Source organism: Endozoicomonas sp. 2B-B, assembly GCF_053470045.1.
This window is the reverse complement of the sequence record NZ_JBLZMU010000001.1, coordinates 354,349-370,937: the sequence shown is the minus strand read 5'-3', so window position 1 is coordinate 370,937 and position 16,589 is coordinate 354,349. Positions and strand designations below refer to the sequence as shown.

Genomic DNA, 16,589 nt, shown 5'->3' with positions numbered 1-16,589 from the left:
ATGTATGGAAAATCCTGAATGAGAACAAGCCTGGATCAGCTCAACTTTAACAACCGCTTTGGCCAGCTGCCTGACGTGTTCTACACCCGTCTTCAGGCCACGCCTCTGGATAATCCAAAGTTAGTAGCCGTCAGTCAGCGAGCCGCTGATCTGTTAGATCTTGAGCTGAGTGACACCTGCAAAGAACAGTTGACCCAGGTGGCTGGAGGCTTAAAAACTCTGAAAGGTTCCGATCCTCTGGCAATGATCTACTCCGGACATCAGTTTGGCAGCTACAATCCACAGCTGGGTGACGGACGAGGCTTGCTTCTCGGGGAAGTGACCAACAAACAGGGTGAAAGCTGGGATCTCCACTTGAAAGGGGCAGGTATGACGCCCTATTCCCGATTTGGAGATGGTCGGGCCGTTCTACGTTCCTGCATTCGAGAATACCTGGCCTCTGAGGCTCTGTTTCACCTGGGCATCCCGACCACCCGCGCCCTTTGTGTGGTGACCAGCGACACTCCGGTTTACCGTGAAACTGAGGAACGCGGATCTACCCTGCTGCGAATGGCAAAAACTCATATCCGTTTCGGTCACTTTGAGTATTTCTACTACAGCAAACAATACGATGCCCTTGAAACTCTGGCCGAATTTACCATTGAGAACTACTTTCCCGAGTGTTCCGATAAAAACGACAAATACAGTTTATTTTTCAAAACGGTGGTAGAAAAAACCATTGAAATGATTGCCCTTTGGCAGGCTAACGGTTTTGCGCACGGGGTGATGAACACCGACAACATGAGTATCCTCGGCGAAACTTTTGATTACGGACCTTTCGGCTTTCAGGATGATTTCAACTGGCACTTCATCTGTAACCACTCTGATCACTCCGGTCGCTACGCCTTCAGCCAGCAACCTGATATCGGTTACTGGAACTGTGGCCGACTGGCACAGGCCCTGGTGCCTCTGCTCGACGATGTATCCGCTCTGCAAAAAATACTGGACACCTATCCTGCACTTTACTCTGACAGATACCTGTCATTGATGAGTGAAAAGCTGGGACTCCTGGAAGAAGACCCCAAAGACTCAGATCTGATCAAGGATCTTCTGCAGTTGCTCCATGAACAACATGTGGACTACACCCTGTTTTTCCGAACCTTGTCTGATTACCATGTGGGTCAGGGAGTATCCGCATTCGTTGCTTTATGCAGCGAATCTGAGCCGCTCGGACAATGGCTGCAACGCTATGATGAAAGAGTTTCTCAAAACTCCGAGCCAGAGCAGCTGCGCCACCAACGTATGAAGCAAATTAACCCCAAATACATTCTGCGAAACTATCTCGCCCAGGCTGCTATCGAGAAGGCAGAACAAGGGGATTACGGCGAGATTGAACAACTGATGACAGTGTTGCAGTCCCCCTATGATGAGCACCCTGATCTGGAACATTATGCTCAAAAGCCCCCTGAGTGGGGTAAAAAGCTGGAAGTCAGCTGCTCGTCCTGACGGATAGTTTGCTATACCATTCCAACCTGTTACTGATTAAGAAAATGAGGATACCCATGGCTCGTACCGTACATTGTGTAAAACTCAAAAAAGAAGCCGAAGGTCTTGCTGTACCACCTCTGCCCGGACCCAAAGGCCAGTGGGTTTATGAGAACGTTTCCCAGACAGCCTGGAGCGAATGGCAAGCCCACCAGACTCGCCTGATTAACGAGAAACACCTCAACTTGCTGGACCCTGAAACCCGCAAATACCTGACCGAACAGATGGATAAGTTTTTCGCCGGTGAAGATTATGATACCGCCGATGGTTTTGTGCCTGAGCAGAAGTAAACTGATTAGGAGCCTCTACCATGAACATCAAAGACATTTCCATCTCTAACAACAAAAAGAAGCAGATCCTCTCTGCTATCAGCGACCACTCCGTCCTCTTTCAGGAAGAAAATGGCGACATTGTTGTAGATACCCGGGCCTATCAGACTTACAAGGAAGAAAAAGGGCAGGCACCGATTGAAGAAATAGCGGAACTGGAATCTCTGGAAGAATTGGCAGACTATGTCGTTTTTCAATGACAAAGCAAGCTCTGTCTGCTGCGTTACATCTCTAATCTATTGATCCAACCCAATTTTTTTGTTCAAAAGACGGAAAATCGTTGTAGCCGACTTGACTCAGAGGGGTGAAATCCGTTTAATACGCCTCGCACATGATTGCATGAAACGCCTGGGTAGCTCAGTTGGTAGAGCAGCGGATTGAAAATCCGCGTGTCGGTGGTTCGATTCCGCCCCTAGGCACCATCGATCTTCACGATGGTGCTATTAAGTCGAAAAGCAGTCTGGCCTGGGTAGCTCAGTTGGTAGAGCAGCGGATTGAAAATCCGCGTGTCGGTGGTTCGATTCCGCCCCTAGGCACCATATATAAAAGGGTTACGAGTAATTGTAACCCTTTTTTTGTGCGCCGAAAAAATTTACAGATTAATAGTGTACCTCTGAAGCGCTACTCAGACCGCCCTGGCACACCAGATGACCTTGCCCACAACTGGATTCTCTTCCACCTTTTTCAGATCCATATTCCAACGGGGATATTCAGGGTTATCACTGGTTATTTTCAGTTCATGCTGCACCTGTTTTACCCGCTTGGCCATCAAACCATCTTCGGTTTGAATAAGGTAGACAGCTTCACTATGGACTGATCTCCGGGACAGATCCACCAACACCTGATCTCCGTCCTGAAAGGTGGGCAGCATACTGTCACCGCTGATGGTGACAAATGCCAGACTTTCACCGGAAACGCCCAATTGTCGGCTCAGAAAGGTTTTATTGAAAGCAAAATAATCGCTGACTTCTTCACCCTGAACAGCTGAACCCATTCCTGCACTGGCCTGTACATCAAACATAGGAGCGAAGACAATTTCTTTACTTTCTTTAGTATCAGATATTTGTCCACTGTCGTTTTGATTGCCAGTCAGCAACCAGTTCAGGTCGACCCGAAACTCATCATAGAGACTTTCCAGATAGGCCATGGAAGGGCGGCTTGTACCCCGACAGATTTTATAGATGTGAGAGGCGGATTTGCCTGTCATTTCGGCAAACTGCTTTTTGTTTCCCTTTGCCAGACGATCAACTATCAACTGGAATCGACGCGCGAAAGCGTTTGCCATACTCTGTTTTGTCCTGGAATAAGAATAAAAGGGCAATTATACAACAGCAGATCTGATTAAACGTACACAGTTGACATCCTCCCCGCCCTGAAGAGGGTGTCGTAAAAGGGTATGGTCAGCAGGATATATCAAGATCGTCGTTCCCGCCTTCGCGGAGATGACGGTTTGAAGCTTGAAGCGTTTTAATTAACCTTTCGCGACACCCTCAATCGGGCGGGGATATAAGACGGGAACGCAGAGCGTTCCGGTTGAGTATTTGTTCGTGGTTGGTTATATTTTCCATCGGTCTGTCTCTATGCAGAGACTCACGGTGACGAAAACCAAGCACTGTTAACAAAAAATTAAGGCAGAGAAAACTGCCCAACCGCCCTTGAAGAACCAGACGAGCCCATACCTGAGTGACCCGTTAAGGCTGCGGCAAATCAAACAAAAGACCAATAAATAACCGAGGGGCACCCGGTTACTGCTGATGGAGGCTTCTGTGTAAGTCCAGTCGCTATAGACTGGCTGTAGCCTGTGAAGTCAGAAGCTTCGCCTGACAAGGCGGGGAGTGTCACCAAAGGACCGATATAATCAGCCAATGACTTTCCAGCTACGCCCTTATCAACAAGACGCTGTTTCCAGAGTGATACAGCACTTTCGCAACAGTGACGACCCTGCCCTTGTGGTACTCCCTACAGGTGCTGGCAAGAGCCTGGTCATCAGTGAGCTGGGACGCATTGCCCGTGGCCGGGTCCTGGTTCTGGCTCATGTCAAAGAGCTGGTTGAACAGAATCATGTCAAATACGAAAGCTATGAGCTGAAAGCTTCCATATTCAGTGCCGGGCTGGGCAGGAAAGAGGCTACTGAGCAGGTTGTGTTTGGCAGTGTTCAGTCTGTCGTTAGAAACCTGGATCAGTTTAATGACGAGGACTTCACGTTGCTGGTCATAGATGAGTGTCATCGGGTTTCTCTGGAGAAAACCTCCAGTTATCACAAGATTATCGAGTACCTTCAAAAGCTCAATCCAAAGCTGAAAATACTGGGATTAACGGCAACGCCCTACCGGCTTGGCATGGGTTGGATTTATCAGCATTACCTGCCCGGAAACCAAAAAGGCACCCTGCGAACGGCAGAAAAGCGATTTTTCAAAAGCTGCATTTATGAACTTCCGTTGTCGTACATGATCAAAAACAACTATCTGACACCGGCAACCTTGATTGATGCTCCTGTTGTTTTTTACGACTTCAGTCTTTTATCAAGGGACCGTTTTGGTCGCTATAGCGAAGCTGATCTGAACACGCTGCTCAAAGGCAAAGGGCGGGCGACACAACAGATCATCAATCAGGTTCTGAAAGCGTCGGAAAACAGAAAAGGTATCATGATCTTCGCTTCTACCGTGGACCATGCCCGGGAAATAATGGGCTATCTGCCAGAATCTGAATCCGCTTTGATCATTGGTGACACGGCTACTCAGGAACGCGATAACCTGATTCAGGCTTTCAAGGCTCAGAAGATCAAATATCTGGTCAACGTCTCGGTCTTAACTACCGGCTTCGACGCCCTCCATGTTGATCTGATCGCTATTCTTCGCCCCACCGAGTCTGTCAGCCTTTATCAACAGATTGTGGGCCGTGGGCTACGTTTGGCAAGAGGCAAGAAAGATTGTCTGGTTATAGATTTTGCCGGCAATCGCTATGATCTGTTCAGCCCTGAAGTAGGTAGTCCAAAGCCAGACTCCCAATCCGTTCCGGTGACAGTTCCCTGCCCTGCCTGTGGCCATGAGAACAGCTTCTGGGGCATTGTCGATGATGACGGTGATCTGATCGAGCACTATGGTCGCCGTTGCCAGGGCGTTGAAACGTTTGAAGGTCAAATCGTTCGATGCGATTTCCGCTATCGTTTCAAGGAGTGTCAAGAATGCGGTGCAGAAAACGACATTGCCGCGAGAAAATGTCATCAATGCAGAAAAACACTGGTTGATCCGGATCAAAAACTGCGAGATGCCCTTAACCTGAAAGACTGTATGGTCCTTCGTTGCTCCGGTATGACGATGGAATCTGACTCCGGAGGAAATCACCCCAGAATCAAAATCACCTACTACGATGAAGACGGAGCTGAAGTCAGCGAGTATTTCCGTCTGGACACCGCTGCACAACAAGGTGCTTTTTATCATCACTTTGGCAAACATGCCCTGATTAATCGTGCTGAGCCCTTTAGGGCAAAGTCAGTCGACTCCGTCATCAGTCAACAAAAGAAATTCCGCAAACCAGACTTCGTGATTGCCAGAAAAGAGAAACACTACTGGTCGGTCGTTGATAAGCTCTTTGATTATGAGGGCCATTACCGAAAGGCTTATGAGGCCGAGTAACCCGCCACCTCATACTCTAAAACTATTATGAAGGTGCCTGAAGCCAGACATTTATGACAGCAATAATCAGACTAAACCTCTCTTTCGACAGATTCTCTTATGTCATATTGAGAGAGTTCATGTCTGATGCGCGTGTTTAATTCATCGCGATTAAGCCGACTAAGTTCTTCGATGTGTTGGATATTCCTGCTTTTGAAATCCATAGATAAGAGTAAGATGAATCGTCTCTTGGCTAACAATGAGTCACAGTTCAGGATCTGCCTGCGAAATTCTTCGGATGCAATCATTTTTTTTCTCAGAGGATCTCCCAGATTATAAAACAAGCCCTTTGCTAATTTATTAAAGAAAATAATCAGCAGGTTTTCGACTGTTCCATCGGGTTTACCGGGATCCAGATCCGGGCGGTCAAGTAGTGTAAGTGCTAAATGAGGGTTATTTAACAATATGGCCTGACCGATAAGGCTAACAGAGATCTTTCTTTCACGCGTTATATAAAATGAAAGTTCAGGAGGAAATTCAATATGAAAGGAAGATTTAAAAGGCCCTAAGTACTCAAATGCTAATTTTGTATTTACCCGGGTTCTGGGATCGCTGGCAAGTAATTCACTGATTACGCCTCTGTTTTTTGCTCCTACCTGGCTGTTTACTAATTCCATTGGTGTCATGGACATACCTCCAGTAAAATCTTGAATACAATTGACGCTATTAACGTTGATTTGATTGTTTTCCAGTAACACCTTCATTATTTTTGATGTGAAATCAGCAGGCGAATAACTAGAGTGCCTGCCACTGCGAACAAATAGTCGGGGGAGGTTACCTTCTCCTTTTTCATAGCTCTCACTCGCCAATACTGTATCCGGTGATGCTCCATAGTTAATTAACAATTGGAATGCTTCCGTATTACCATGGACTGCCGCCTGAATGGCCGGATTTCGATTTTTTTGCTTCAAGCAAAGTTGTAAAGAGGTCGGGTGCCTGTCAATGATATAGCTGATCAGCTTAGTATCGTTGTGTTTGGCTGCTTTCATTAATGCTGAACCTGGTCCTCTTAATTTCAGATGCAATTTGTTAACTTTATGCTGAGCCCAGGAACAGGTCCGTGTCTCACTGTTCTGTTGTCCTTGAGCTGAATTGCTTCTACCAAGCAGGCTGTGATTCTCAAGAATATTGCTATTGGGTGCTTCTCCAGTGGCTATCATCTGTCTTCTCCATTTTTTAATTTCATATAACCCCTGGATTATTATTTTTTTATAAAGTTCAACGGTATCCTTACTTTTTTTACTTTAATCCGGATAATGAATCAGATCCGCTGATAGGGCTCACAGCTGGAGTAATCGTAGAGAAATCAATCTATTATCACGCTCCTGAATCTGATTTAATCGACTCTGTCAGTGATACAGAACACAGGTGGGACTTACTGAACGTAGGTACAAATCAGTCCTGCTGCTGGTCAGTAACTTATTTTAATTCCTTATGGTACTATCCCTGCCCATAGACATTTGCTATGGGCATTAGTATTGGGTTATCAAACCTGTAACCGAAAAATCCAAATGCTTTTCATGGCAACTAGAAGAAAAACGCTACAGTAGAATAATGACATGATCTGGATAATCGCACTCATTGCTCTGGTTATTATTGGTAACTTCATGTGGCTCCTGCCTTCTAAGTCAGACAGGCGTCGTATGAAGCTTAGAAACAAAGCCATCTTGTCTGGCTTTACCTGTCGGGAAATCAAAGACAAAGACCTTTTACCTGAATCTGCCATTATCGAGCAGAGCCCATGGCTTGAGTATTCCACTGTGTCTTTGACTGAAGATAATGATCCCCTTATCGTTCTGGAAAAAGCCGATGGACGCTGGTCTGAAAACACCAGAGTCGACTCTGAAAAGCTCTCCAAATTACCTGCTTCCGCTGTCAGGGTGAGCTTCCGGGCAGGTTCCATCGCAGTGCTCTGGAATGAGGAGGGTGAACTGGAGGATGTTCAGACTATCATGGATTTTCTTGAGAGCGTTGCGGTTACAGAGCCCCGGCAATAAACCTGAGCCACCACGTAAAATTCCTTCCGTTCTTTTCTTTTTTCTCAAGACAACTTTTGTGACTACCTCTTTATGTAAGAGAGGCAGTCACTCTGATACGTTAAGCCAGTCCTCGCTCCGGGCTGGTTCTTACATGGGTCAAATAAAGTGGCAGGCCAACCAAAAGGAAACCTCCTACCAGATTCCCCAGAGCGGTAGGCAGTTCATTCCAGATCAGGTAATCCATCACAGTAAACTCACCACCCATGATCATTGAGAAGGGAAAAAGGAACATATTGACAATAGAGTGCTCGAAGCCCATGAAGAAAAACAGCATAATAGGCATCCACATGGCCACCATCTTTGCACCTGCAGACGTTGAGATCATGGCGCCGACAACCCCCATTGATACCATCCAGTTACAGAGCATTCCCCGAACAAAAATCGTTAACCAACCTGCAAGACCATGCTCCTGATAGCCCAATGTTCTCGACTCACCAATGGCGGAGACTTTCGCAGCTATGGCTCCACCATCAATGCTGTAGCCATAGGTCAAAATAAACGACACAAAGAAAGCAGTAGTCAGTGCTCCGGCAAAATTCCCTAGAAATACCAGACCCCAATTCCTGAGAAGCCCTCGCATATCCACACCGGGTCGTTTATCAATTAACGCCAGAGGAACCAGGGTGAAGACGCCGGTCAACAAGTCAAATTTCATGAGATACAACATGATAAAACCAATCGGGAACAACAGAGCTCCGATCAGCGGTGAGCCAGTATTGATAGTCACTGTAATGGCAAAGATAGCCGCCAATCCCAGAATAGCTCCTGCCATGAAGGCTCGAATAAAAGTATCTTTGGTTGACATAAAGATCTTTGACTCACCGGAGTCCACCATTTTTTTGACAAACTGATCGGGTTCGATATAAGCCATATAATTCCATCTCGCTAATTTTATTATTCGTCGAGTCCTGCACAGCAAAAAAGATGCCTGTCTTTTGATTTATCACTTAACAATTTGATTTTTAATAAGTTAACTATTTACAGGATGGCAAGTACCTGAAGAAAATAGTTGATGGGAAAGAAGTGAATCGGTGCATTTTGTGTGAACATGCACCAAAGAAGGAAAAAGTTTTGAGAGTAATGGGATACGATTAAACAAAAACCCCGGTCAATCTCTCAACCGGGGTTCTGCTTTATTCAATGCCTGGCGATGACCTACTCTCACATGGGGAAGCCCCACACTACCATCGGCGATGTGTCGTTTCACTTCCGAGTTCGGGATGGGATCGGGTGGTTCCAACACTCTATGGTCACCAGGCAAAACTGGTCGAGCCGTTGGCTCTCGAGCTGGAAGCTTTAAGCTGGAGGCTTGAAGCTGTTTCTCGAAAACTAAGGCTCTGGAATCCAAATCTCTTTTAAGCTGTGTCGCCTATTCTTGCTCAACACTCTCGTTCACTGTGTACGGCTTCAAGCTTCCAGCTTTTGCTGGCAGCTTCGCTGCGCAAATCGCTTTGGCGTTATATGGTCAAGCCTCTCGAGTCATTAGTACGGGTTAGCTCAACGCCTCACAACGCTTACACACCCCGCCTATCAACGTCGTAGTCTTCAACGTCTCTTATGGGCCTTGCGGCCAGGGAAGTCTCATCTTGAAGGGGGCTTCCCGCTTAGATGCTTTCAGCGGTTATCCCGTCCGAACTTAGCTACCGGGCAATGCGTCTGGCGACACAACCCGAACACCAGTGGTTCGTCCACTCCGGTCCTCTCGTACTAGGAGCAGCTCTCCTCAAACTTCCAACGTCCACGGCAGATAGGGACCGAACTGTCTCACGACGTTCTAAACCCAGCTCGCGTACCACTTTAAATGGCGAACAGCCATACCCTTGGGACCGGCTTCAGCCCCAGGATGTGATGAGCCGACATCGAGGTGCCAAACACCGCCGTCGATGTGAACTCTTGGGCGGTATCAGCCTGTTATCCCCGGAGTACCTTTTATCCGTTGAGCGATGGCCCTTCCATTCAGAACCACCGGATCACTATGACCTACTTTCGTACCTGCTCGAGATGTTCCTCTCGCAGTCAAGCTGGCTTGTACCATTACACTAACCGCACGATGTCCGACCGTGCTTAGCCAACCTTCGTGCTCCTCCGTTACTCTTTGGGAGGAGACCGCCCCAGTCAAACTACCCACCACACAATGTCCCCGATCCTGCTAAAGGACCTGGGTTAGAACCTCAATATTGCCAGGGTGGTATTTCAAGGTTGGCTCCATGCAGACTGGCGTCCACACTTCAAAGCCTCCCACCTATCCTACACAAGCAACATCAAGATCCACTGTGAAGCTGTAGTAAAGGTTCACGGGGTCTTTCCGTCTAGCCGCGGATACACTGCATCTTAACAGCGATTTCAATTTCACTGAGTCCTGGGTGGAGACAGCGTGGCCATCGTTACGCCATTCGTGCAGGTCGGAACTTACCCGACAAGGAATTTCGCTACCTTAGGACCGTTATAGTTACGGCCGCCGTTTACCGGGGCTTCGATCAACCGCTTCTCTTGCGATAACAGCATCAATTAACCTTCCGGCACCGGGCAGGCGTCACACCGTATACGTCCACTTACGTGTTAGCACAGTGCTGTGTTTTTAATAAACAGTCGCAGCCACCTGGTATCTTCGACCACCGCCAGCTTACGGAGCAAGTCCGGTCACCGGCAGCGGCGCACCTTCTCCCGAAGTTACGGTGCCATTTTGCCTAGTTCCTTCACCCAGGTTCTCTCAAGCGCCTTGGTATTCTCTACCTGACCACCTGTGTCGGTTTCGGGTACGGTCCCTTTTGACCTGGTGCTTAGAAGGTTTTCCTGGAAGCCTGGCATCAACCACTTCCCCACCTTGGTGGGCTCGTCATCAGTTCTCGGCTTTGTGGACCCGGATTTGCCTGAGTCCACAGCCTACGACCTTAAACAGGGACAACCATCGCCCTGCCGGCCTAGCCTTCTCCGTCACTCCATCGCAGTCAAAAGGGGTACAGGAATATTAACCTGTTTCCCATCGATTACGTCTTTCGACCTCACCTTAGGGGCCGACTCACCCTGCGCCGATTAGCGTTGCGCAGGAACCCTTGGTCTTCCGGCGAGGGAGCCTCTCACTCCCTTTATCGTTACTCATGTCAGCATTCGCACTTCTGATACCTCCAGCCCACCTTCCGGTTGACCTTCGACGGCTTACAGAACGCTCCTCTACCGGTTGCAGTGGTCAGTTTTCAGTGGTCGGTTGTCAGTCTACTCATACTGACAACTGACCACTGAAAACTGACCACTGAACCCCGTAGCTTCGGTGAATAGTTTGAGCCCCGTTACATCTTCCGCGCGAGCCGACTCGACCAGTGAGCTATTACGCTTTCTTTAAAGGGTGGCTGCTTCTAAGCCAACCTCCTGGCTGTCTGGGCCTTCTCACATCGTTTCCCACTTAACTATTACTTTGGGACCTTAGCTGACGGTCTGGGTTGTTTCCCTTTCCACGACGGACGTTAGCACCCGCCGTGTGTCTCCCGTGATTGCACTCATCGGTATTCGGAGTTTGCATGGGGTTGGTAAGCCGGGATGGCCCCCTAGCCCAAACAGTGCTCTACCCCCGATGGTGAGACACGAGGCGCTACCTAAATAGCTTTCGAGGAGAACCAGCTATCTCCGGGCTTGATTAGCCTTTCACTCCTATCCACAAGTCATCCCCTGGCTTTTCAACGACAGTGGGTTCGGTCCTCCAATCAGTGTTACCTGATCTTCAACCTGCTCATGGATAGATCGCCCGGTTTCGGGTCTATTCACTGCGACTGGACGCCCTGTTAAGACTCGCTTTCGCTACGGCTTCCCTATACGGTTAACCTTGCCACAGAAAATAAGTCGCTGACCCATTATACAAAAGGTACGCAGTCATCAGTGGCCAGTTGTCAGTTGTCGGTGGTCAGTTTTGTTCAGCGTCAATTTCAACACCTCTGCAAATCTGCCCGTATTTTCCAACTTGACGACCTGGTAATCAGTCATCTGCTGTCGCTTGCCTACTGGCAACTGACAACTGACAACTGACCACTGACTCCCACTGCTTGTACGTACACGGTTTCAGGTTCTGTTTCACTCCCCTCAACGGGGTTCTTTTCGCCTTTCCCTCACGGTACTGGTTCACTATCGGTCAGTCAGGAGTATTTAGCCTTGGAGGATGGTCCCCCCATGTTCAGACAACATTTCACGTGTGCCGTCCTACTCGATTTCACAATCACTGGCTTTTCGCGTACGGGGCTATCACCCACTATGGCCACACTTTCCAGAGTGTTCCGCTAAACCAAAAATTGCTTAAGGGCTACTCCCCGTTCGCTCGCCGCTACTGGGGGAATCTCGGTTGATTTCTTTTCCTCCGGGTACTTAGATGTTTCAGTTCCCCGGGTTCGCCTCCTGAACCCTATGTATTCAGGTTAAGGATACTCACTTGTGTGAGTGGGTTTCCCCATTCGGACATTCCTGGATCAACGCCTGTTTATCGGCTCCCCAAGACTTTTCGCAGATTACCACGTCCTTCATCGCCTCTGACTGCCAAGGCATCCACCGTGTACGCTTAGTCACTTGACCATATAACCCAAAGCGATCTCTTCGAGATCTCAGTTGTCAGTTGTCGGTGACCAGTGGTCAGTCGATTCGTGGCAACTGATGGTTATAGGCAATAACTACCTTAACGATCTTCAGTTCATCACTGGCCACTGTTAACTGACCACTGACAACTGAACGCCCTACACTTGAGAGTGTCTCAGCAAGAATTTCATTAAAAGACTCACGTCTTTTAAATCAACTCAGCTTAATTTAAGTTTGGATTCCACATTGTTAAAGATCGCATTGTCCGCTTTCTGTTAAAGAAGGGGACAATGAAGCAAAATACGCTTAATGAATGAGTCGTTCGGATTAATGGTGGAGCTAAGCGGGATCGAACCGCTGACCTCCTGCGTGCAAAGCAGGCGCTCTCCCAGCTGAGCTATAGCCCCATATTCCGAATCATGATTGGTGGGTCTGGGCAGACTCGAACTGCCGACCTCACCCTTATCAGGGGTGCGCTCTAACCAACTGAGCTACAGACCCAATCCTGCTGGTTCAGCGCAATGCTAAAACAACCGATTCATTAAACACACTTTTTTAAAGAACAAAACAACACCAGACGACTTTCGTCGTTGGTGTTATCAAACAATTCGTGTGAACGCTTATGGAAGGTCGGTCGTCGTTTAAGGAGGTGATCCAGCCCCAGGTTCCCCTAGGGCTACCTTGTTACGACTTCACCCCAGTCATGAATCACTCCGTGGTAACCGCTCTCCCGAAGGTTAAGCTAGCTACTTCTGGAGCAACCCACTCCCATGGTGTGACGGGCGGTGTGTACAAGGCCCGGGAACGTATTCACCGTGACATTCTGATTCACGATTACTAGCGATTCCGACTTCATGGAGTCGAGTTGCAGACTCCAATCCGGACTACGATGCACTTTCTCAGATTAGCTCCACCTCGCGGCTTGGCAACCGTCTGTATGCACCATTGTAGCACGTGTGTAGCCCTGGCCGTAAGGGCCATGATGACTTGACGTCGTCCCCACCTTCCTCCGGTTTGTCACCGGCAGTCTCCCCAGAGTGCCCACCCGAAGTGCTGGTAACTGAGGATAAGGGTTGCGCTCGTTGCGGGACTTAACCCAACATCTCACGACACGAGCTGACGACAGCCATGCAGCACCTGTCACTGCGTTCCCGAAGGCACCCCTCTATCTCTAAAAGGTTCGCAGGATGTCAAGGCCAGGTAAGGTTCTTCGCGTTGCTTCGAATTAAACCACATGCTCCACCGCTTGTGCGGGCCCCCGTCAATTCATTTGAGTTTTAACCTTGCGGCCGTACTCCCCAGGCGGTCTACTTATCGCGTTAGCTGCGTCACCAGAAATGCAAGATCCCCGACGACTAGTAGACATCGTTTACGGCGTGGACTACCAGGGTATCTAATCCTGTTTGCTCCCCACGCTTTCGTACCTCAGCGTCAGTGTCAGACCAGAGTGTCGCCTTCGCCACTGGTGTTCCTTCCTATATCTACGCATTTCACCGCTACACAGGAAATTCCACACTCCTCTTCCGCACTCTAGCTTGCCAGTTTTGGGTGCCGTTCCCAGGTTGAGCCCGGGGCTTTCACATCCAACTTAACAAGCCGCCTACGCACGCTTTACGCCCAGTAATTCCGATTAACGCTCGCACCCTCCGTATTACCGCGGCTGCTGGCACGGAGTTAGCCGGTGCTTCTTCTGCGAGTAACGTCACAGCTCAAGGGTATTAACCTTGAACCTTTCCTCTTCGCTGAAAGTGCTTTACAACCCTAGGGCCTTCTTCACACACGCGGCATGGCTGCATCAGGCTTGCGCCCATTGTGCAATATTCCCCACTGCTGCCTCCCGTAGGAGTCTGGGCCGTGTCTCAGTCCCAGTGTGGCTGATCATCCTCTCAGACCAGCTACGGATCGTCGCCTTGGTAGGCCTTTACCCCACCAACCAGCTAATCCGACGCAGGCTCATCCGATAGCGCAAGGTCCGCTCTTTAAAAAAGAACGGGGCCCCTGCTTTCCCCCTTAGGGCGTATGCGGTATTAATCCGGATTTCTCCGGGCTATCCCCCACTACCGGGCAGATTCCTACGTGTTACGCACCCGTCCGCCGCTCGTCAGCAACTAGCAAGCTAGTTCTGTTACCGCTCGACTTGCATGTGTTAGGCCTGCCGCCAGCGTTCAATCTGAGCCATGATCAAACTCTTCAGTTTAAATCGTTTTGCTTCCTGTCCGAAAACAGTCCGCTGCTCAATCATTTGCAATTAAACGTACATGAATTACAGGTATGTTCGCTTGCTTGATCAGCATTTAAATCATTTCAGAGCAAAGCTCTGCTGACCGATGCCATTCGCACAAGCGCCCACACGAATTGTCTGATAATTTGTTAAAGAACTGGATTAAAACAAGAAGGTTTTAACCGGCTGATTCAGCGGTCAGCGCTGTTCAGCGAGGCCGCTATCTTACCGCGACCGTTTTTGTTGTCAAGCCTTGTCTTTGCCAAGGAGTCAAAGTGGCTTTCCAAACCGCTAAACTGACAAACACTTATGATTAATCAGTGTTGTTTTTCCTGTTCAGCGGCGGCGCATTCTACACCGCCAAACCAGACTGTCAACCAATATTTTATTGATTGCAATGCCGTCTGCCAGTAATGGAATATTGCGCCTGATAAGTAGAATGAATTATACGTCTGAAACCGACTATGGCAACAGAGGATTAATACCTAATACTCAATAGTGCTATTCAGGCACCCAATCATTCCAACGACAAATGTCGCTTGAAAACCGGCTTGACGATCTGTTTGCTCAGGCCCTGAAGAAATCGAACGCAACGACATCTGCAATTTTCTTTTTGTTCAGCATTAACATCAGGAGGCGATCAAGCCCCATAGCGACACCAGCGCAATCGGGCATACCTGACCTCAAGCCTTCAACAAGATGATGATCGTAAGGGTAAACTGGTCTGCGCAGTTCTCTACGATTAGCCTGCTCCGTTTTGAAACGCATCTGCTGCTCTTCAGCATGGGTCAGTTCGTGGTAACCATTGGCCAGTTCAACACCGTTAACAAAAAGCTCGAATCGTGCTGCCACCCGGTCCCCTTGATCATTTGTATGAAGCTTCGCCAGAGCAGCCATACTGGCTGGGTAGTCGTAGACGTAAACGCCATTAAGCTCACCGGCCTCACCGACACCGAGCTCCGGTTCAATCTTCTTTGAAAACAACAGATCAAGACAATCATTTCTTTCCAGGCCTGAGAGTGCCTCATCGACATGCTTTTTAACCAGATCAGAAAGCGCCTCATCTGTTGCCCCATGAGGATTCAGTCCCAGTTTTTCGTGAAAAATGCCCCCATAACTGACTCTCTCTATCTCTTTAAAAGCTGTCACTGAAGACAGGAGTGAGGTCATATCATCCATTAACTGGTGCGAATCCATTCCGAGTCGGTAATATTCAAGCATCGTGAATTCAGGATTATGGCGCCCGCCTGCCTCTCCATTACGAAACACTCGACCCAGAGAATAAATATCACCACTTCCCGCAGCCAAAAGCCTTTTCATTGGAAACTCGGGTGATGTATGCAGGTAGCAGGTTTGCTCCCCCCCCTCACCGATAGGTAAAAAGGTAGTGACAAAACTGTCGATATGAAGATCCACAGTCGCGCTGGCAGAAAGCATGGGCGTATCCACTTCCATGACTTGCTGCTCGTCGAAGTATTGCCGAATTCTGGTGAACAGCCGGGCTCTTTCTTGCAGTGTCGAGATTGAGGCAGAGGGCTTCCAGTTATCGGATGACATGCAAGTCATACTCCATTGGTCGAAATGAGTCACATGCTAGCTGTCAGAGGGACACAAACAATTACAGCGGCGCACGATGCAGAAGCCCTCCAGCCAAAGGCTGGAGGTAACGGTCAATTACTTCACACGACCCACATACTCACCAGTTCGGGTATCGATTTTCAGAACTTCACCTTCAGTGATAAACAAAGGCACCTTCACGGAAGCGCCAGTACTTAGCTTGGCTGGCTTGGAGCCGCCCTGGGCAGTATCACCTTTCAGGCCCGGATCGGTTTCAATGACTTCCAGTTCTACGAAATTAGGTGCGCTCACAGAAAGAGGAGATCCGTTGTAAAGGGTTACGGTGTATACTTCCTGCTCCTTGAGCCAATCGAGAGTATCCCCCACGGCTTCCTTGCTGGCAGCGTGCTGCTCGAAAGAACCGTCAGTCATCATGAAGTGCCAGAATTCACCGTCGGTGTAGAGGTACTCCATGTCATAGTCCATCACGTCTGCCGCTTCGATGCTTTCACCAGACTTGAAGGTACGCTCCCAGACACGGTTGCTCATCAGGTTGCGGAACTTGACGCGGTTAAAGGCCTGACCTTTACCCGGTTTTACAAACTCGTTTTCAATGATGACGCAGGGATCACCTTCCAGCATCACTTTGAGACCTGAACGAAATTCGTTGGTACTATAACTAGCCATCGGA

Annotated in this window: 10 protein-coding genes, 4 tRNA genes and 3 rRNA genes; 7 read left to right on the top strand and 10 right to left on the bottom strand. The window is 48.7% G+C overall.

The genetic code is table 11. The features are described from left to right. Window positions 1–18: 18 nt before the first annotated feature. From ACOMHB_RS01480 to ACOMHB_RS01460, 5 genes are all read left to right on the top strand, one after another. Window positions 19–1,485 (top strand): protein adenylyltransferase SelO, encoded by a 1,467-nt coding sequence (locus tag ACOMHB_RS01480; RefSeq protein ID WP_448215200.1) that lies wholly within the window; start codon window positions 19–21, stop codon window positions 1,483–1,485. Between the two features lie 56 nt (window positions 1,486–1,541). Next, window positions 1,542–1,814, top strand: coding sequence for an oxidative damage protection protein (locus ACOMHB_RS01475; RefSeq protein WP_422136221.1), 273 nt, complete (start codon window positions 1,542–1,544; stop codon window positions 1,812–1,814). Window positions 1,815–1,834: 20 nt separating this feature from the next. Beyond that, window positions 1,835–2,053 carry a hypothetical protein gene (locus ACOMHB_RS01470; protein ID WP_317144291.1) on the top strand — a complete coding sequence of 73 codons (219 nt, stop codon included), beginning with the start codon at window positions 1,835–1,837 and terminating at the stop codon, window positions 2,051–2,053. A gap of 146 nt (window positions 2,054–2,199) precedes the next feature. Then, window positions 2,200–2,275, top strand: a tRNA-Phe gene (locus ACOMHB_RS01465). 41 nt (window positions 2,276–2,316) lie between these two features. Then, window positions 2,317–2,392 (top strand) — tRNA-Phe (locus ACOMHB_RS01460). An 86-nt stretch (window positions 2,393–2,478) separates the two neighbouring features. Here ACOMHB_RS01460 and ACOMHB_RS01455 read toward each other — a convergent pair. After that, window positions 2,479–3,138: an XRE family transcriptional regulator gene (locus tag ACOMHB_RS01455; RefSeq protein ID WP_448215199.1), complete on the bottom strand. Its 660-nt coding sequence runs from the start codon at window positions 3,136–3,138 to the stop codon at window positions 2,479–2,481. Window positions 3,139–3,718: 580 nt separating this feature from the next. Here ACOMHB_RS01455 and radD point away from each other — a divergent pair. Then, entirely contained in the window at window positions 3,719–5,488 is a 1,770-nt protein-coding gene (gene radD / locus ACOMHB_RS01450) for a DNA repair helicase RadD (protein ID WP_448218590.1), read from the top strand. Between the two features lie 71 nt (window positions 5,489–5,559). Here radD and ACOMHB_RS01445 read toward each other — a convergent pair whose 3' ends face one another. After that, window positions 5,560–6,687, bottom strand: coding sequence for an ankyrin repeat domain-containing protein (locus ACOMHB_RS01445; RefSeq protein WP_448215198.1), 1,128 nt, complete (start codon window positions 6,685–6,687; stop codon window positions 5,560–5,562). Window positions 6,688–7,086: 399 nt separating this feature from the next. Here ACOMHB_RS01445 and ACOMHB_RS01440 point away from each other — a divergent pair, with 399 nt between their 5' ends. Continuing rightward, complete coding sequence (locus tag ACOMHB_RS01440) at window positions 7,087–7,524, top strand: hypothetical protein (RefSeq protein ID WP_448215197.1); 438 nt, start codon at window positions 7,087–7,089, stop codon at window positions 7,522–7,524. Window positions 7,525–7,624: 100 nt separating this feature from the next. On the opposite strand, the gene ACOMHB_RS01435 is transcribed toward ACOMHB_RS01440, so the two are convergent. The 8 genes from ACOMHB_RS01435 to efp form a co-directional block, all read right to left on the bottom strand. Next, the gene (locus tag ACOMHB_RS01435; protein ID WP_317144287.1) at window positions 7,625–8,437 is read right to left on the bottom strand and encodes a formate/nitrite transporter family protein; all 813 of its coding nucleotides are present in this window, start codon (window positions 8,435–8,437) and stop codon (window positions 7,625–7,627) included. A gap of 271 nt (window positions 8,438–8,708) precedes the next feature. Further along, window positions 8,709–8,824, bottom strand: a 5S ribosomal RNA gene (rrf, locus tag ACOMHB_RS01430). A gap of 203 nt (window positions 8,825–9,027) precedes the next feature. Then, window positions 9,028–12,120: ribosomal RNA gene (locus ACOMHB_RS01425) — 23S ribosomal RNA — on the bottom strand. A 331-nt stretch (window positions 12,121–12,451) separates the two neighbouring features. Continuing rightward, window positions 12,452–12,527 (bottom strand) — tRNA-Ala (locus ACOMHB_RS01420). 17 nt (window positions 12,528–12,544) lie between these two features. Beyond that, window positions 12,545–12,621 (bottom strand) — tRNA-Ile (locus ACOMHB_RS01415). Window positions 12,622–12,762: 141 nt separating this feature from the next. Next, a 16S ribosomal RNA gene (locus ACOMHB_RS01410) occupies window positions 12,763–14,317 on the bottom strand. Together the 16S, 23S and 5S rRNA genes with 2 tRNA genes alongside form the textbook arrangement of a ribosomal RNA operon. A gap of 591 nt (window positions 14,318–14,908) precedes the next feature. Further along, on the bottom strand, window positions 14,909–15,898 hold the full coding sequence (gene epmA, locus ACOMHB_RS01405) for an EF-P lysine aminoacylase EpmA (protein ID WP_448215196.1): 990 nt from the start codon (window positions 15,896–15,898) through the stop codon (window positions 14,909–14,911). A 117-nt stretch (window positions 15,899–16,015) separates the two neighbouring features. Beyond that, a complete protein-coding gene (gene efp, locus ACOMHB_RS01400) occupies window positions 16,016–16,585 on the bottom strand; it encodes an elongation factor P (RefSeq protein WP_448215195.1) in 570 nt (189 codons plus the stop codon). Window positions 16,586–16,589 lie beyond the last annotated feature (4 nt).